This window comes from Peribacillus sp. NPDC101481 (genome assembly GCF_044767165.1).
Lineage (GTDB): Bacteria > Bacillota > Bacilli > Bacillales > DSM-1321 > Peribacillus.
This window is the reverse complement of record NZ_JBIWNJ010000002.1, coordinates 1,092,015-1,110,347: the sequence shown is the minus strand read 5'-3', so window position 1 is coordinate 1,110,347 and position 18,333 is coordinate 1,092,015. Positions and strand designations below refer to the sequence as shown.

Genomic DNA, 18,333 nt, shown 5'->3' with positions numbered 1-18,333 from the left:
CTGCTTATCAGTAATATCGCTATTTATGGGAATTTTTCATGCAATGCTTCCATCCATGTTTAAATATAAAGTTTCTTATGTAGACCTTTGATACTTATAAAAACCATATATAAAGCCTACCCATTATATTCTCCGTATAGGTATTTACAATCTTTCCTGAATATGAATTTCACATTAAATTAAAATTATATTTAATGTTATTTTTTGTGATATGTTTTGTTCTATTATAGTATGGAAAAAAACAATATAGGGGGTGAATTAGTTGGATACTATTTTATATTTTTGTTATTCAATCATTTATATTATTCTTTTTATCATGGGAATGATGTTACTTCGACAGGACCGTAAACTCTTTTCGTATTCAAGCTTTCTTCTTCTAGTTACTTTCGGGCTTATCGTGGATAACTTAATTATTGCCTCTGGAAAGTTCATTGGTGATGGCCCTTTGTTGGAGTCATTAAATGCATTACGTTTCTGGAGTCATGGATTTATCACTCCCACATTGATTTTGTTTGGATGGGGAATGGCGAAAAGGATACATATTCCCTTTACAAAAAAAATGATAACACCCTACTTTTTCCTTTTCCTTACAGCTGGGCTTATCATCTATGAATTTATTGAAAATATGCATAAGACATTTGTACCAATCTACGAGTATGGTGTTTTAAGATATGTTAGTGAGGAATCTTCAGGCCCACCTTTAATGGTGCTTATTGTTACCTTTATATTATTGGTGATTAGCATCTGCATATTTATAAGAACACGTTGGATTTGGATGCTTTTAGGAGTTATAGTCATGATAGTTGGAAGTGCCATCCCTATTCCCATAGAAAGTTCGGCTGTTACCAATGCATTTGAATTAATTTTTTTATGTTTACTATGGCTTACAAACTATAAACTAGAACCTCGCCCACAAACAAAGTGATTCATCCTTAGAAATAGAAGAGCATAAAACTAAAAGATAAAAAATGGAATAGGAGCATGCAAAAAAAGTAAGGATTTTACAATACACTGTAAATTAAGTACCCACCACGGTTCGTTACTCATTGCACCCAAGCATCAATGAAATATCGCTTGAGTGCATTTAATATTTGCTTGATTATCACCAAAAAACGAATATCCATTCAAATTAACAATTGGTATATGATGAATTTTTCAAAAGGATTAGATTCTGTCAAGCCAGGTAACATCACCTCGTCTTTCAGTTCGAAGGCGGTTTGGTTTTCGAGGAAAAAAATATAATCCTGTGAAGCATAAAATAAAATCAGTTCGATTTGGCGCGGTTCTTTTTCAAAGGAAAGCAATATGTTATTGATGATTTTCATGAAGATCTGTACCGAGAACGGGTTAAAGAAATAAAAGCGATTGTCATTCGTATCAATATCATATTCTTCCGCCAAACAGTTGTGGAATTCTATATTGCCATAGTTGTTGTTCCTTTTCTTCATGTAGCCATTCAGATTCTCGATCGCTTCTTTATAGAAACTTTCATTCATCTCCACGCCAACCACAGATGATTGATATAAATGATGGATGAAAAAATTCAAGCGTCCTTTACCGCATCCAAAATCAACAATGCGATCATTTCTTTTCAGTGCATATTTTTTGAATAAATGTTCTAATGCGCTATAAGGCGTAGGTTCATATCGGTGGTAATGCAAAGAATCATTGAATTTTTTTTGTTCACCTTCCGTTTTGATGTTCAGCATTTCGTCATAATTCGTTGCTTCCATTGTTAATGCACCTGCTTCATGTTTTTTAAATAAAGGGCTTCCTAACTAAAAACCCCGGATAAGGTTGATCTTTTCCAGGGTAAGGTTTTGTTATATGAATGTCCAGACAATTAATTGGATTTTGCTTTCGTTACATAATCATTAAAATCAGAGATGCTTGGGTTGGCCATATAATGGCCGCCTTCGACTTGGATCGTCTGACCTGTAATGAATTTGGACTCGTCAGATGCAAGGAATAGTACGGTATAACCGATATCATCCGCTTCACCATGATATGGCAATGCATTGAATTTAGCAAAAATATCGAGTACGGCCTGAGGCATATTATTTTTCGCTGCAGGAGTTAAAATAAGACCTGGTGCCACTCCATTACAACGAATATGATCTTTACCATACTGTGCAGCGATATAACGGGTCAAATTCACTACCCCCGCTTTGGACGCGCCATATGCAGATCGTACGGAGTCACCTGTAAATCCAGCCATGGAGGCCGTATTGATTATCGAACCTCCTCCCGCTTTAATCATGTGAGGAATCGCAAACCTGCTGCCCAATAGCACACTTTTTAAATTCACATCCATAAGTCGGTCCCATTCTTCCAAATCTAAATTCACGACATCCAGATCTTTATGCAGGTTAGTTGACCCCACATTATTAACAAGTACCGTAACCGTTCCATATTGTTCAATGGTAAAGTCGACTGCTGCCTGGATGGAATCTGCTTGTCCGGCATCCAAGAACACTCCAGACGCTTCCCCACCTTGTTTTTTAATGTTTTCAGCCGCTTCTTTCGCTCCTTTTTCGTTAAAATCAGCAATCACGACTTTTGCGCCTTCTTTAGCCAATAGTGTGGATATGGATAACCCTATACCTGAAGCTCCACCTGTAACTAATGCTACTTTTCCTTGTACTCTTCCCATAATAATCCACCTGCTCTTCAAAATATGAATATTTTATCCTGACTGACAGTACAAGAATACAACATATATAAATCAGTTACAAATAATTATACTCAAAGTTCATTTTTGTAAAAATGTAGATTATTAGAATGTCGTAAGCCTGTGAAAATTTTTGATTTCCATCAAATTTAAAACAGAAAAAAGCTGAAGCATCAAAAGAGCTTCAGCTTTTTTCATTTTTTTCTTCATCATTCCATATGATCCAATCATGTACCTCTAGAATTTCCAGGAATTTCATCAACCTCGGTAAAGCTGGTTCTGCTTCCTCTCCAAAATGTTCACTCATCGCTTCAGAAATCTGATTTACATTTCTTTGGAACTCCATCTGTTTAATGGCATATGCCCCAAACTTATCAAGCTTGATTTTGCGGACTGATGGTTGTTTAAAGAAACGAATTGTAATTCGTTCCACAAAATTGGTCCTTTGAATGACTAAAAAAGTTGCTTCCGAAGATTCTTGTACCATAGTGACGCGTTTTTCCAAAAGGGGAACCATGGTTAACAGGTTCCTCTTTTTTGATTGGCTTTTACGAAGCATCTTCTTTTTTCCCTTTGCTGGATACGAACCATAGCAATCCAGCTAGAGCAAGGAATAATAGGAAAGGTAGCAAATTGCTGGCTAATTTAGCCGCAGCCGGAACTTGGACACCTGCTGCGATCAATATGGCAATAAGAACACCAATCAATGATTCACCCGCTATTAAACCAGATGCAAATAATACACCTCTATCAACCCGTGCTTTAAGCGCTTCTTTTGTTTTCGAGAAAAACTCAACGAAGAAACGAATAAATCCACCGATCATGATTGGGGCACTCGTATGAACCGGCAAGTAAATGCCGACAGCAACAACAAGTGAATTTAGACCGAAAAATTCTAATGTGATCGAAATAGCCGCACCGATAAAGATGAGTGTCCAAGGTAAATCTCCCCCAAGAACACCTTCAGCCAGTATTTTCATTAGTGCCGCTTTAGGTGCAGGCAGTTCTGCAGATCCCATCGTATATGCGTTATCCATCAGAACCAGGATAAAACCAATGACAGAAGCTGACGCAACAACACCGATCATCATGGCAACTTGTTGTTTCCATGGTGTTCCGCCGACGATATATCCTGTTTTTAGATCTTGAGAAACATCACCTGAAACCGCAAGTGCAGTACAAATGATCGCAGCGACGGTTAAAGCGGCTACCATTCCCGTCGTACCAGTAAAACCAGTAGCTTTATAGACAATCGCTACAATCAATAGTGTGGCTATCGTCATTCCTGAAACTGGGGAAGAAGAACTTCCGACGATCCCAACAACCCTTGAAGCCACTGTCACGAATAAAAACCCAAAAATCGCAATTGCAATCGCACCGATGATTCCTACATCCGTGATAGGTGTGAAAGCAATGATTAAAATAACGATGATCGTTCCCAGCCAAACGTATTTAGCCGGTATGTCTTGTTCTGTACGGATCGAACCTGATTTTAGTTGTCCTTTATTGGCTTTAACACCTTTAAGAGTATCGAAAACTGAACTGAAAAGTATTGGTAATGTTTTGATCAATGTGATCAATCCGCCAGTTGCAACGGCACCAGCACCAATGTAGCGTATATAATTATCCCAAATTCCCCATGCATCCAATTCACCGATCGGTACCTCAGAAGGGAAAATGGCTGTTCCATTGCTTCCGCCAAAAAAGCTGATGGCCGGTATTAGAACGACCCAGGCTAATAAACCCCCACCTAGCATTTGTCCTGCAACACGCGGTCCAATAATATAACCTACACCCAAAAGGGAAGGAAAGGCATCAAGACCAACCACTGCATTTTTAAAATTCGTGATTCCTGTTTCAACCTCAGTCTTGAAAAGCTTAAACCCATCACCAAGCCCTTTAACCACACCGCCGATAACCAAGCCGGCTCCGATCAGCTTGGCGCTTGTACCACCCTTTTCTCCTGATTTCAGGACCTCGGCACATGCCGTACCTTCAGGATAAGGTAATGTTTCATGTTCCCTTACAATCAAAAGCTGGCGAAGTGGAACCATCATGAAGACCCCTAAAAATCCCCCAGTTAATACAACGAAAATGATGAATGCTTGACTCACGTCCATGTCCCACATGAATAATGCTGGAATGGTAAATACAGCACCGGCACCAATAGCCTCACCTGCTGTGGTCATCGTTTGCACAATATTGTTTTCTAATATTGAATCCCTGCGAAAAACCCCTCTTAATATAGCCATTGAAATTACCGCCGCGGGTATTGAAGCAGAGACAGTTAAACCAATAAGTAGGCCTAAGTATGCATTTGCCGCCCCGAATACGATTGCAAGAATGATCCCTAGAATGATTGCAGTTGCAGTCAATTCCGGTAAAGATTTAGATGCAGAGACGTACGGGACGAATTTACTCTCTTTTGAATTGTTCGACAATTTAGCCACTTCCTATGTTAAACTTTAAAATCACAGAGAACATTATATCACTGTAATTTAAAGTCATGCAATGGGAAAATTACGCTAATCAAAAGTTTGATTATATCAAAAATTCAGTTTAGTAGTTTCAGTTTTAAAATATATAAAATAATATTGATATAATAACCATAACTATTCGTTACTCTAAGTCACTGCCTATCACAGCATCATCAGCAACCCTTATCAGTTCCATAGGCAATAAACCCACTGGGTTATTGCACATTAAAATGAGATTTTACATATCCTGAAAAATCAAGTCTTAAAAAAAGGAATGATAAATTCATGGTCTCCTATATGGACTATACCTCACCATCCACACAATACTTTTTCGATATTAATAAAAGCAATTTAATGAAAAAAGACAATCAAAACTATATCAATGTATTAGGTATCAAACAATTGAACACACTCGAAAATGTTTCATTATTAGATATTTACCTTAGTACAGACAATGTCGTAGAACCGCATTATCACCAAAATGCAGCAGAGCTCGTGTATTGCATTTCTGGAGCGGCAACCGTTTCATTACTGAATCCTTTTACAAAACAAATACAAAATTATCCCATTAAACCCGGTCAAGTAGCCAATGTCCCACAAGGTTGGTGGCATTATGAAGTGGCTAATACGGATAATACTCATTTGCTTGCCATTTTTAATGCACCAACACCTGAGGTGATCCTCGGTTCAGATATCTTGAAATTGACGCCGGCAAATATTATGGCACATACTTATTGCATGGATGAAAACCAATGGAAAAAAGCAATTGCACCGGTTCAGCCATCAACATTCATCGGTCCGCCAGTCAACTGCCATCGAGCCGATGAAGAGATGCAGCAATATCCTCAATATATTAATCACTATGATAACCAACTATATACTGCCCCGGCATACAACTATCAATACCAGCCCAATCCCCCATATTATTATTGAAGATAGATGTTGGGAACATGATTAACGCAGTTCAAGGCCTATACACCCTTCATGGATGACGTCTAAGGGAGAACCTCTCATTACATAAGGGTTCTCCATTGCTTTTTATTACATGACCCGTTTAAAATGTCGAATTCATTTTACTGAGCAACATCTTATATTATGGTGTCCACCCAAATGGGTATTTAAAAATCCATAACACGCTTGGATACAATTATCCGTTATATAATCTAAATATATTCTACCGAGTTTCTTCTTATAATATAAGGGATTCATATTGAATCCCCTCTATAACAACAAAGCATTCACTTCAATTTTGCGGTTGCCCAGAACTTTTAAAGGAACCTCCCCATATCAAAGTGTTCAATCCTAATTCTTTGTATCTTTCTGGAATTTGGTTTTTTATATTTTCATAAGTCCTTTAAACTTCATCAACTGACCGATTTGCAATGGTATTAACTATTTAGTTTTTTTGAAGTGGAGTGACCAAGACCAATACTTGATTCGGTCCGGTACGCTTTAATACAAAATATCCTTTCTCCGCTTTTGTTGCGACTCCATCATCATTTGGCCAGCAATATCCATGAGTTTCACATGTTCCATCATCTCGAACCCGTATTTGACCAATTAGCCCTACAGCCACCCATTCTTGTCGGTTTACACGAGAAACGTATTCTTGGTTAGGGTTCCAATCCGGATTAAGGATGGGTTGCTTTACTGTACTTTCTGGAATAATCACATTCCCTTTTTTGTCTTTTTGGGGTGGAAGAGTGACATCATGGTATTTTTTTCTTCCCCATTCATCGATTTGATATTTCCCTTGCCAGCGCAAACCTCCACTATTCCCCAATACACCAGGTGTTGCACTAGTAATGCCCAAAATAAAAGGGGCGGTTGAAGTGGCTTTCTGAATTTTGTCTTCATTTGATGCTACAACAAAGTAGCCAACATCAATTGGGTTTCCATCAGCAGTTTCAAACATCTCTGCGTAATCACCCGCCGGAGTGCCATATGCCCCATCAATGAACATATTACCGTTATTCAGAAGTTTTCCAACTAGTCCTGTAGTGTCATACGGCTCTGCTCCGAAAGCTACATTCCACGAAAAAGTTGGGTCACCATCTAAATCGTTAACAGCTCCGTTTCTTCCCATAATATGGGCTCCTTCAAAACCATTTGTTGAGGTAAAGTTACCTTCAGCATGGGAGGTATCACCACTGGCGATTGTTCCTACTCCCTCTGCATGTGAAGTAAGGCCGCTGGAGAATGTTGCAACGCCTTCTGCGTGGGAAAAGTTTCCGCTTGCTACCGGTCCTGGTAAAAAGGTTATGTCTGGAGTTCCCCCTTCCGCATGAGACGCAAATCCACTTGCTGTTGTACCAACTCCTTCCGCGTGAGCACTATTCCCACTGGCCAACGTCGGGGCTGGATTACCTACTTGATCAATTGCTCCACCCTCAGCGTGTGAGGCCCTTCCACTAGCCGTTGTACCTTCCCCTTCGGCATGGGCATTCAACCCCAGTGTCGAATCATTTGCATTTCCCGTAGTGGTCAGGAATCCTTCTGCATGCGAATTTTCCCCAAATGCCCTTGTTTCTCTCCCTTCTGCATGGGAAGCTATTCCACTTGCGTTTGTAGCAACCCCCTCGGAATGAGAAGCTTCTCCACTGGCAGATGTACTTTGCCCTTCCGTGTGAGAACGATTTCCACTGGCTACTGAACCCTCCCCTTCGGCATGGGAAGCATTTCCACTGGCCGTTGTACTTAACCCTTCCGCGTGGGAAGCAAATCCACTCGCAGTTGTATTGACGCTTTCTGCATGAGAACCAATTCCACTGGAAATTGTACTAATTCCTTCAGCATGGGCAGCAGGATTACTGGCAGAGGTTTGGAAGCCTTCTGCGTGTGCAGCAGGTCCACTAGCTGTTGTCCCTATGCCTTCTGCGTGAGCACCATCCCCGCTTGCTAAGGTGGGAACTGGATTACCCATTTGATCTACTCCGCCTCCTTCCGCATGGGAGGCCCTGCCACTTGCTGTATTTCCTTCTCCTTCCGCATGTGCGTTAACACCGCTGATTGTTGTTTGCGTATTCAAACCTTCTGTATGTGAATTAGCTCCGGCTGCTGTTGTATTGTTACCTTCTGCATGTGAATTATCTCCACTTGCATTCGTTGCAAAACCTTCCGAATGTGAGGCAACTCCGCTTGCTGTCGTAGTAGTTCCCTCTGCGTGTGCCGTATTAGCTGTGGCCGTTGTCCGAAACCCTTCCGAATGGGAGGAGTTTCCCGTCGCAATTGTTTCACTTCCTTCCGCATGGGAAGTATTTGCACTAGCGGTAGTCAGATATCCCTCCGCGTGGGAAGCTACCCCGCTTGCTGTCGTAGTAGTTCCCTCTGCGTGTGCCGTATCAGCTGTTGTTTCGGTATCATACCCTTCTGTGTGTGCAGCATTACCACCTGAAGTTGTGGTACTTCCTTCCGCATGAGAAGCAGTCCCGTTAACAATTGTATTCATTCCTTCAGCATGAGAGGCTGTCCCATTAGCAGTTGTATTGATTCCTTCCGCTTCCGAACAAGTCCCTATCGGATTTTGGTTACATCCATTTGCCATTATCGTTCTCCATTCTTATAAAATTTTTTCATATTAAAAAATCTATATTATGTTATGCATATTTCAAAAAATGGTATAGACAAGCTTCATTTACTAAATAGCCCATATAAGATTCTGACTTGATAATTGCGTTGTTGTAATAATTAGTGGTCTATCACGGAGATTATATCTTGAATACAGGACTCTTCAGCAGAAAGCTTTTCAAACGCTTTGTTTTAAAGATTATGACCCATAAATGTAATCATTTAACGAAAAAAGCAAGGAGAACCCTATTACTTTAATGTTTATCTATTGCTTTTAATTACATGATCCGTTTTTTACTTCGCCACATCCTTACATTTGGTGTCCACCCAATGTGGTTTATGGGTATTTAAAAATCCATAACACGCTTGGATACAATTATCCGTTATATAATCTAAATATATTCTACCGAGTTTCTTCTTATAATATAAGAAATTCTCAAATTGCTCACCCTAATACAGCAACAGATTATTCAGTTTGCGGTTGGCTCAGAACTACTCCTATCTTTAAAAGAACGTCCCCCTATCAAAATGCTCAATCTAGTTCTATAAAATTTAATCATCTGTGGCTTAATAGTGCATCACAGGTTCTATCTAAAAAGGAATTATTGAAATTTTATAAATGCAAATAAATTAAAACATTTTTTTGGATAAATATGAGAAATCCCCTTACAATTGAAAAAGCCTATAAATAGTTGAGATTTTACTGTTGGATGATTTATTTGAGAAGAATGAAACTAAGTAATATGGAGAGTGTGATACTTGGAGTCTATTTTTGAAGAATTCGAAGATATGGATTTTGATGAATATAACCTAAATGAATTAACAGAAGGAGATATCCTTGATGCTGAAACAAATTTAAACATTAAACTCCCAAAAGAATATATTGAACTATTAAAAATTCAAAATGGGGGATATTTAAAATACAACGCATTACCAGTGAGTTTTAAAAATTCCTATGCTGATAATCATATTGCTGTAGACTTTCTGTTTGGAATTAAAGAGAATGAAGGAATTTACAAATCAAAATACCTTCTAAATGAATGGGGAATTAAAGAAAAAGATTTTGTAACAATCTCCGGAGATGGACACACGTGGATTGTATTAGATTATAGAAAAAATAAAGATGAACCAGAAATAACTTTTATAGACACTGAAGAGAATAGAACTTCTGTTATCTTTAAGACTTTTAAAGAAATGATTGAAAGTTTATATGAACCGCCAACAGAAGATTTGTCCGATTACATTGGTGGATATGAGTTATCCGTTGAACGTGCAAAAGAGTTGTGTAAAAGTATAGATACTGAGGACATTTTAGATGGTATAAGCATATGGGCATGTAGTTATAAAGATTTAACAGAACTCGCATCTACACTGATTATGTTCCTTAAAACTAACTCAGATATATATATTCAAGAAAGCGCATCTCAAAATTTAGTTGAATTAATCAGCGATGAGTTTGTAACTGATGAAATCATAATAAAAAAAGCGTTGCATATTTTAGGCTCTGTAGAAGATAGTGAAATCAATAGTGATATAAAGTATTCACACAAGTTATTACTTGACTTTATAAACAGGAACTAACTCAGTTACTTAGAATATACAGGTCTCTTATGCTGAAAACGTTTCAAAAGCACTAGAAAAAAGAGCATGGACCAATAAATGTGGTCATTTAACTAAAAAAGCAATGGAGAATCCCATTACATAAGGGTTCTCCATTGCTTTTAATTACATGATCCGCTTGAACATTTTCTCCATTTCATAAATGGAATAAGAGATGATGATAGGCCTTCCATGAGGGCATGTGAAGGGATCGGTTGTGCGCCTTAGTTCATCCAAAAGTGCTTGGATTTCATCATTGCGCAGATGACGGTTTGCCTTTATGGAGGCTTTACAGCTCATCATGATAGCTGCTTCTTCACGCAATTTCTTGATGTCGACCTTTTTCATCGAGAGCAATTGTTCAATCATTTCTTCAAGGATTTCCTGTTCAATTCCTTTAGGGAACCATTGTGGATGCGATCGGACAATATAGGCGTTGTAGCCAAACTCCTCTAAATAGACGCCGACTTTTTCCAACTCATGCCGATATTCATTTATCCGAATACATTGGTCTGTTGAAAATTCAAGGGTGATGGGAACCAGCATGTCCTGCAGCTCGTTTTCAACACGTCCGACCTTCTCTTTAAAATATTCGTATTTGATCCGTTCCTGGGCAGCATGCTGGTCTATGATATATAAACCTTTTTCGTTTTGAGCGAAAATATATGTTCCATGCATTTGCCCAATCGGGTACATGGGAGGGATGCGGTTAGCCTGTTCATTCGCCTCGATTTCTTCCTCTTGTTCGACAGTGTAGGTTGTATACTTTTCAGCTGACTCGAAATATGGTTTGCTTTCAGCATCTTGTAAGACCGGTACATAGACATCTTCCATTTGCTGCTGTTCATTGCTATAGATTATTTCCTTTATTGGTTCAAAATTGAAATCTTCATGCTCCACATAACTCTTTTGTTCCTGCTTTTCCCGAATCAAGGTATCCTTCAAGAGTGAAGCTTCTTTCTTGGCTTCTTCAAGGACCCGCTTGCCGCTTTCCACAACATGGTCCAATTCCAGCGTAGTTTGCTCACTTTTCGCCTGTTCCGGCTTTGGTGTAGGTGTATATCCACTTGGAATTAGAGACATCTTTTTAAACGAAGATTTAATCGTTTCCGATACAAGACTGAACAATTCCTGTTCCTTGCTTAGTCTTACCTCCATTTTGGACGGATGTACATTGACATCGACAAGAATCGGGTCCATTTCAATATTCAACAAAGCAATTGGAAAACGCCCAATTGGTAGAAGTGTATGGTAACCATCCAGGATTGCTTTCACGAGCGCATAGTTTTTAATGAAGCGGCCGTTTATCATGGTCGAAATATAATTCCTTGAAGCCCGGGTGACTTCGGGCATGACGATATATCCGGATAATTTGAAGTCCAGGGAGCTTGCCTGAACCGGAATCATCTTTTTGGCAATATTCGTCCCATAGATAGCGGCTAGCACCTGCCTGACATCGCCGTTACCATTCGTGTGCAGGATACGCTTCTCATTGTGTGTTAACCGTATTGAAACATCCGGGTGCGAAAGTGCGAGCCTGTTAGCGACATCCGTAATATTTCCTAACTCGGTATGAATGGTTTTCATATATTTCAACCTTGCAGGAGTATTGTAAAACAAATCGGAAACAAGGATATCCGTTCCTTTACGGCTGGATGAAGCCTCGAGTTCCTTAACCATGCCGCCTTCAAGAAGTATGCGCGTTCCTACACCTTCGCCAGTGCTGCTTTTCATTTCAAAACGGGAAACTGAAGCAATACTGGGCATTGCTTCACCGCGGAAGCCGAGTGTTCGGATTCGGAAGAGATCATTTTCATCTTTTATTTTACTTGTGGCGTGACGTTTAAATGCCGCCTCTATGTCATCAGCCAAAATCCCATCGCCATTATCCACGATCCTGATGGAACCAAGTCCAGCCTCCACCAATTCAATCTCTATAATGGTACTGTTTGCATCTATTGCGTTTTCCACAAGTTCCTTAACGACTGAGGCTGGGCGTTCAACAACTTCGCCAGCTGCGATTTTATTAGATAAAGCCTCGTCGAGCTGTTTGATTTTCCCCATTTTTATCGCCTCGCTTTATTATCTCATTTAAGTTTCTTTTGTAATTTATAAAGGGTATTCATCGCCTCAAGCGGCGTCATTTCAAGGATATCCAGTGATTTTATGTCATCGAGCACCTTTTTTTCCTTAGGCGAGGAATTCACTTTTCCTTTAGGAGCCTCTTCCCCAAAGAAGGAAAGCTGTGCCTCATTGACGGATGTCACAGGGGCTACTCCGGCAATAGGTGCTTTTACAGCAGCAGCCTGTTCAGGCATCGCCTTTGCCTGTCCATTTTCATTTTCCAGCTGCGCTAAAATGGCGGCCGCCCGATCTATTAACTGCTCCGGTAATTCAGCTAGCTTTGCCACGTGAATTCCATAGCTTTTATCTGCTGGACCTTCTTTAATTTTATGAAGGAAAACGACATTTCCATTTTGCTCAATGGCACTGACATGGATATTGTTCAATTTTGGCAGTTCCGCTGCCAGCACTGTCAATTCGTGATAATGAGTCGAAAAGAGAGTCTTTGCCCCAATTTCCTCATGAATATATTCAATTATGGCCTGGGCAAGCGCCATCCCATCGTAAGTTGATGTTCCCCGCCCGATCTCATCAAATAATATCAAACTGTTTTCTGTTGCATTCATTATGGCATTTCTTGCTTCAAGCATCTCGACCATGAATGTACTTTGACCGGAAATCAAATCATCTGCCGCGCCTATCCTAGTAAATACCTTATCAAAAATAGGCAATTCAGCTATACTTGCGGATACGAAGCATCCAATTTGCGCTAGAATCGATGTTAGCGCTATCTGACGCATATACGTACTTTTACCCGACATATTGGGCCCTGTGATCAAGAGTAACTCCCGGTCTCCATCCATGAAGCAGTCATTGGGGACATACTCCTGTGATTGAAGGACTTTCTCGACCACTGGATGTCGGCCTTCCTTCAGTACGATTCTTCGATCATCAGAAAAGACAGGCTTCACATAATGGCGTTCTTCGCTAATCGTCGCAAAGCACTGCAAGACATCCAGTTCACTGACACCTTTCGCTAAATCCTGTAAGCGCGGGATATAGCTTTTGACTTCTTCACGAAGATTGAGGAATAGGTCATATTCCAAACTGATGCTTTTTTCCTCTGCTTGTAAAATCAAAGCTTCCTTCTCTTTCAACTCAGGTGTGATATAACGTTCGGCATTCGTTAAAGTTTGCTTCCGTTCATAACGGCCTTCTTCAAGCAGATGCAAATTGGCTCGTGTGACTTCAATATAATAGCCAAAAACACGATTATATCCGATTTTCAAAGATTTGATCCCTGTGCGTTCCCGCTCTTCCCGTTCAAGCTGTGCAATCCATGTTTTCCCGTTTCTGCTGGCATCCCTGTATGTATCCAGCTCCTTATGGAAACCGTCCTGAATGATATTTCCTTCCTTCACGGACAATGGCGGGTTTTCTACAAGCGCCGTTTCAAGCAAATCTGTCACTTCTTCGCAAGGATCCAATTTATCGGCCAGAATTGAAATATCCTGATTTGAAGCCATTGACTTCACTATTTCACGAATGATCGGCACCTGTTGCAATGAACGTTTCAGTTGAATCAAGTCCCGAGCATTTACATTACCGAAGGCCACCCTTCCGGCAAGCCGCTCCAAATCGTACACTTCCTTCAGGCGTTCACGTAAGTCCTGCCGTTCGAAGTATTGATTTTTTAGGGTTTCAACAAGGCTTTGTCTCCGCTCGATCTGTTTTTTATTAATGAGCGGTCTATCAATCCATTGTTTCAACATTCTTCCGCCCATGGCTGTTTTCGTTTCATCAAGCAGCCATAATAATGAGCCTTTTTTACCTTTGGAACGAATGGTTTCAGTTAATTCCAAATTACGTTTGCTATAATAATCAATTTTCATATATTGAGATGTTTCATATGCAAGCACTGGCTGTAAATGATCCAGGCTGCGTTTTTGGGTACGGTATAGATAATTCAATAAGCGTGAAGTCGTTGTCGCCAGTTTCTGGTCTTTTAACAAATGAAGCAGTGCAACGAATGACTCGCTTTGATCCGAATTATTCTCTAGGGATAGAGCGGCAGCGCCCCGTTCTTGCAGCTTTTTTTTCCATTCTTCATTGAAATCCTCGGCAATGACCACTTCACTCGCACCGAGGATGGCAAATTCATTCAGAACTTCCTCGAAACTCTCAATCAATGTGACCTTATTTTCCCCTGTCGATAAATCATTGTATCCAAAGCCAAACTGACCATCCGTGAAATAAGTGATCGTGGCAATATAATTATTTTCCTTTTCACGAAGACCCTTACTATCCATTTTCGTTCCCGGAGTAATCAGCTGGACAACTTCCCTGCGTACCACGCCTTTGGCTTGCTTCGGATCTTCGGTTTGTTCACAAATAGCTACTTTAAAACCTTTTTCTATCAATATATCAATATAATTAGCAGCCGAGTGATACGGAATGCCGCACATCGGAATTCGCTCTTCACTACCGCCTTCTCGGCTTGTTAATGTGATTTCGAGCTCTTGAGATGCATTCAGAGCATCGTCAAAAAACATTTCATAAAAATCGCCTAAACGAAAAAATAAAAAGGCATCCTGATACTCTGCCTTAATTTTTAAATATTGCTGTATCATTGGAGTATATCCAGCCATTCCTTCAAAACCTTTCCAAACTATAATCTATTACACATTTATGTCCTTCATTATAACATACGGGAAAGCAACATTGCCTGTATTCGAAATTGCATGGTAAATCAATTATCCTTTAAATTGTGAGCTAGCTGTATCTGCAAAGCCTTACGCACGGATATAGTAACATTGCATTCCTATTTTTTTCTCATTCCCAGCCCTGCAAGGACTTGTCCCGCTTCAAATTAAATAAGACCGGATGAAGGGAATGTCATCCGGTATTAATTTCTATATTCTATTCATCTTCGAATTCATCAAGGAAATCCGGATCTAAATCTTCGAAATCCTCATCATCGAAATCAGAGCCCCAGTCATCCTCACAGCGGCCATCTGGACTTACAGCGACACAAATTTTCGTTTCGCCGACGACTTCCACAAAGAATTCCCTTTCCACATGGACAATGATTTTTTGTCCACATGGGGAGATGCAAGCTTCTAAACAATTCGGCTGTTGGACAGCTTTTGCAACGATTTCATGGTCATCAAGACAATCGGGATCACGGTATTTCAGCGAAATAACGTCGGTATATTGCACTTTTTCAGTTACAACTTCCGTTTTTGAATTTTGGTTATAGGAATACCAGACGTTGATTTCGTAGCTGCCGTGAATTTCTACCTTTTTGCCGACTTTCTTTGCATCGTATTTATGGTTGATGATCCAACAACCTAGAATGCTAGAAGGATGATGAGCCGGGCAAATGGTGTGAGAGGACTTTGTGAATTTGCGTCCTTTTGCCACCACCGCTTTAGTAATTATCTCTCTATATTGTGACATGCTAGCGAACCCTCCTCATACAGTTTCCATTCATCCTATGCGTGGTAAAAGTCTAGTGTGCGTAGAATTTTAATTGTTTGAAAACTGCTGTAATGTTTTAAACCTAGGTTATTTTATGCGCATGTTTTGGGATATGTGTCACGAATGGGCACTGTATAAGGATTTCCGCATCTAAAAAAGCCCTTCTGAAATCAGAAGGGCTTTTTTAATATTTATGAACAGCTTCCGCCGCCTGCTTGTACCTTTGAACCTGTCTCACCGCGAAGGACGTCTCCCTCAGTCGATTCAATAATCAGGTCCGTCACCTTATTCGATACCTGTGATGAAACCATTTGTAAAAGGTCATTTACATCCACCTGGGATTGTTTGAATTCTTGCACGATCGGAAGTTCATCCAATTGTTTTTCCAGTGCATCAATCTTGGCCTGAACTTGACTGTATGCTTTTTCTTTGCCGTAATGCTGGAAGTTTACTGCCTGTTTTTGTAAGCTCTTGATACTGGCGATCATTTCACGGATTTTTTGGTTTTCATTGATGTGTGCTTCAGCCCGTTTAAAGAAATCGACTTCTTCCGTGCTTGCGATCATTTCAGCAAGCTCGGCAGCTTTGTTCAGAATGTCATCTTTAGTATATTTCGTCATATTACTCCACCTCAATCGCCGTTGCTTCTTCAACCATATCCCCATTCAGTGACCATGTTTTCGTTCCGGTGATTTTCACTTTTACGATTTGGCCAATAGCGGATTTTGGTCCTTTGAAGTTCACGAGCTTATTTTTCGTTGTATAACCTGCTAATACTTCCGCATTCTTCTTGCTTTCGCCTTCAACGAGCACTTCAACAATCTGTCCATCATACTCCTTCATTTTCAATGCACACGTTTCATTGACAAGGGCGTTCAAGCGTTGCAGACGTTCCTTTTTCACTTCCATCGGTACATTATCCTGCATTTTCGCAGCCGGTGTTCCCTCACGTGGTGAATAGATGTAAGTATATGCTGCATCGAAACCAACTTCACGGTATAAGGACATCGTTTCTTCAAAGTGCTCTTCCGTTTCATTCGGATAACCTACAATGATGTCAGTGGTTAGCGATACACTTGGGATAGCTTCCTTGATTTTTTTTACTAGCTCTAGATATTGTTCACGTGTATATTTACGGGCCATGATTTTAAGTGTGTCCGTACTACCCGATTGAACTGGAAGATGAATATGGTCAACGAGATTACCCCCCTTAGCCAATACTTCAATCAAGTGATCATCAAAATCACGGGGATGACTTGTCGTAAAACGAATACGCGGAATATCGATTTTGCGGATTTCATCCATCAAATCACCGAAACGGTATTCGATATCCGTAAAATCTTTACCATAAGCATTCACATTCTGTCCAAGCAGAGTTATTTCCTTGTAACCCTGTGCAGCTAAATGACGGACCTCCTGTATAATATCTCCAGGCCTGCGGCTTCTTTCTTTTCCTCTTGTGTACGGTACGATGCAGTATGTACAAAACTTATCGCAGCCATACATGATATTGACCCATGCCTTCGTTTTTCCTTTACGCACTTTCGGAAGGTTCTCGATTACATCACCTTCTTTAGACCAAACCTCAATGACCATTTCCTTTGAAAGATAAGCTTCATTAAGAATTTGCGGCAGGCGGTGGATATTATGCGTTCCGAAAATCATATCTACAAAATGGTGCTTCTCTAGGATCCGCTTTACAACTGACTCCTCTTGTGACATACAACCGCAAACCCCAAGCAATAGATCCGGCTTTTCCAATTTCAATGATTTTAAATGCCCCAATTCACCGAACACTTTATTCTCTGCGCCTTCCCGAATCGCACAAGTGTTAAGTAAAATGACGTTAGCATCATCCACGGTGTCTGTCGGCCGATAACCAAGTGCCATAAAGATGCCCGCCATGACTTCTGTATCATGTTCGTTCATTTGACAGCCATAAGTACGAATGTAAAACTTTTTACCTTCTCCCATTCCACGGAAACCTTCAGGAATGGCAAAGTCATCATGATATTCTACTTCTTCTTTTCCTCGCTTTTTCGCATCTTTTAAGGAAGGCGGAATATAAACGGCTTGAAAGTATTTACTGAAGTCCTTTTCGGATTTTTTGTCCGCTGGATTCTCAGCCTGTACTTGTTGTGATTCTAATCGTTGTTTCTCGTTCATAGTTAATCTCCTTTCAAAATAGTTAGTTTATTTCTTTCACCAACTATTTCAAGACCTATCTTCTAATGGTTTTATACGGATTCCTTTTTAGGAATTACCAGTAAATATTTGCTTTTAAGTGTGATATATCCACATTATTATAGTATAAAGCTTTTAACAGCAAGAAACAATCATTCTGTCATGGCTTCTTGAATTGTAAGAAATTTTTCACAAATTCGGAAAATAAGAACAGGAAAGAAGAGGCTAATTTCGTCTTAGCCTCTTCTTATCATTTTGTGGATGACGCCTTCCCCTTCAAAATTTTTCAAT

General features: G+C 40.0%; 13 protein-coding genes. 3 read left to right on the top strand and 10 right to left on the bottom strand.

Features of this window, described 5'->3' with window-relative positions; all coding sequences use genetic code 11:
- Window positions 1–262: 262 nt before the first annotated feature.
- Window positions 263–925: a hypothetical protein gene (locus ACIROD_RS15395; RefSeq protein WP_402941895.1), complete on the top strand. Its 663-nt coding sequence runs from the start codon at window positions 263–265 to the stop codon at window positions 923–925.
- A 199-nt stretch (window positions 926–1,124) separates the two neighbouring features.
- Here the strand turns inward: ACIROD_RS15395 and ACIROD_RS15390 are convergent, their stop codons facing one another.
- The 4 genes from ACIROD_RS15390 to ACIROD_RS15375 form a co-directional block, all read right to left on the bottom strand.
- Window positions 1,125–1,733 carry a methyltransferase domain-containing protein gene (locus ACIROD_RS15390; protein ID WP_402941893.1) on the bottom strand — a complete coding sequence of 203 codons (609 nt, stop codon included), beginning with the start codon at window positions 1,731–1,733 and terminating at the stop codon, window positions 1,125–1,127.
- Window positions 1,734–1,843: 110 nt separating this feature from the next.
- A complete protein-coding gene (locus ACIROD_RS15385; protein ID WP_402941891.1) occupies window positions 1,844–2,653 on the bottom strand; it encodes an SDR family NAD(P)-dependent oxidoreductase in 810 nt (269 codons plus the stop codon).
- A gap of 202 nt (window positions 2,654–2,855) precedes the next feature.
- On the bottom strand, window positions 2,856–3,230 hold the full coding sequence (locus ACIROD_RS15380) for a PqqD family protein (RefSeq protein WP_402941889.1): 375 nt from the start codon (window positions 3,228–3,230) through the stop codon (window positions 2,856–2,858).
- Complete coding sequence (locus ACIROD_RS15375) at window positions 3,220–5,112, bottom strand: OPT family oligopeptide transporter (protein WP_230177458.1); 1,893 nt, start codon at window positions 5,110–5,112, stop codon at window positions 3,220–3,222. Before ACIROD_RS15375 ends, ACIROD_RS15380 begins: the two co-directional genes overlap by 11 nt.
- A gap of 321 nt (window positions 5,113–5,433) precedes the next feature.
- Here ACIROD_RS15375 and ACIROD_RS15370 point away from each other — a divergent pair, with 321 nt between their 5' ends.
- The gene (locus tag ACIROD_RS15370; RefSeq protein WP_101224714.1) at window positions 5,434–6,081 is read left to right on the top strand and encodes a cupin domain-containing protein; all 648 of its coding nucleotides are present in this window, start codon (window positions 5,434–5,436) and stop codon (window positions 6,079–6,081) included.
- Window positions 6,082–6,544: 463 nt separating this feature from the next.
- Here the strand turns inward: ACIROD_RS15370 and ACIROD_RS15365 are convergent, their stop codons facing one another.
- Window positions 6,545–8,692 carry a peptidase G2 autoproteolytic cleavage domain-containing protein gene (locus ACIROD_RS15365; protein ID WP_402941887.1) on the bottom strand — a complete coding sequence of 716 codons (2,148 nt, stop codon included), beginning with the start codon at window positions 8,690–8,692 and terminating at the stop codon, window positions 6,545–6,547.
- A gap of 782 nt (window positions 8,693–9,474) precedes the next feature.
- Here ACIROD_RS15365 and ACIROD_RS15360 point away from each other — a divergent pair.
- Complete coding sequence (locus ACIROD_RS15360) at window positions 9,475–10,296, top strand: SMI1/KNR4 family protein (protein WP_402941885.1); 822 nt, start codon at window positions 9,475–9,477, stop codon at window positions 10,294–10,296.
- A 144-nt stretch (window positions 10,297–10,440) separates the two neighbouring features.
- On the opposite strand, the gene mutL is transcribed toward ACIROD_RS15360, so the two are convergent.
- From mutL to miaB, 5 genes are all read right to left on the bottom strand, one after another.
- Window positions 10,441–12,378, bottom strand: coding sequence for a DNA mismatch repair endonuclease MutL (mutL, locus tag ACIROD_RS15355; RefSeq protein ID WP_402941883.1), 1,938 nt, complete (start codon window positions 12,376–12,378; stop codon window positions 10,441–10,443).
- 23 nt (window positions 12,379–12,401) lie between these two features.
- Window positions 12,402–15,026: a DNA mismatch repair protein MutS gene (mutS, locus tag ACIROD_RS15350; protein ID WP_402941881.1), complete on the bottom strand. Its 2,625-nt coding sequence runs from the start codon at window positions 15,024–15,026 to the stop codon at window positions 12,402–12,404.
- 271 nt (window positions 15,027–15,297) lie between these two features.
- Window positions 15,298–15,837, bottom strand: coding sequence for an outer spore coat protein CotE (locus ACIROD_RS15345; RefSeq protein WP_034313495.1), 540 nt, complete (start codon window positions 15,835–15,837; stop codon window positions 15,298–15,300).
- A gap of 212 nt (window positions 15,838–16,049) precedes the next feature.
- Complete coding sequence (locus ACIROD_RS15340; protein ID WP_101224709.1) at window positions 16,050–16,478, bottom strand: YlbF/YmcA family competence regulator; 429 nt, start codon at window positions 16,476–16,478, stop codon at window positions 16,050–16,052.
- Between the two features lies 1 nt (window position 16,479).
- Window positions 16,480–18,024, bottom strand: a complete 1,545-nt coding sequence (gene miaB, locus ACIROD_RS15335) for a tRNA (N6-isopentenyl adenosine(37)-C2)-methylthiotransferase MiaB (protein ID WP_101224708.1) — start codon at window positions 18,022–18,024, stop codon at window positions 16,480–16,482.
- Between the last annotated feature and the right edge of the window lie 309 nt (window positions 18,025–18,333).

Coding starts and splice junctions, on each gene's coding strand:
- ACIROD_RS15390 (WP_402941893.1), bottom strand. CDS start 1,733: ATGGAAGCAACGAATTATGACGAAATGCTGAACATCAAAACGGAAGGT.
- ACIROD_RS15385 (WP_402941891.1), bottom strand. CDS start 2,653: ATGGGAAGAGTACAAGGAAAAGTAGCATTAGTTACAGGTGGAGCTTCA.
- ACIROD_RS15380 (WP_402941889.1), bottom strand. CDS start 3,230: ATGCTTCGTAAAAGCCAATCAAAAAAGAGGAACCTGTTAACCATGGTT.
- ACIROD_RS15370 (WP_101224714.1), top strand. CDS start 5,434: ATGGTCTCCTATATGGACTATACCTCACCATCCACACAATACTTTTTC.
- ACIROD_RS15365 (WP_402941887.1), bottom strand. CDS start 8,692: ATGGCAAATGGATGTAACCAAAATCCGATAGGGACTTGTTCGGAAGCG.
- mutL (WP_402941883.1), bottom strand. CDS start 12,378: ATGGGGAAAATCAAACAGCTCGACGAGGCTTTATCTAATAAAATCGCA.
- mutS (WP_402941881.1), bottom strand. CDS start 15,026: ATGGCTGGATATACTCCAATGATACAGCAATATTTAAAAATTAAGGCA.
- ACIROD_RS15345 (WP_034313495.1), bottom strand. CDS start 15,837: ATGTCACAATATAGAGAGATAATTACTAAAGCGGTGGTGGCAAAAGGA.
- ACIROD_RS15340 (WP_101224709.1), bottom strand. CDS start 16,478: ATGACGAAATATACTAAAGATGACATTCTGAACAAAGCTGCCGAGCTT.
- miaB (WP_101224708.1), bottom strand. CDS start 18,024: ATGAACGAGAAACAACGATTAGAATCACAACAAGTACAGGCTGAGAAT.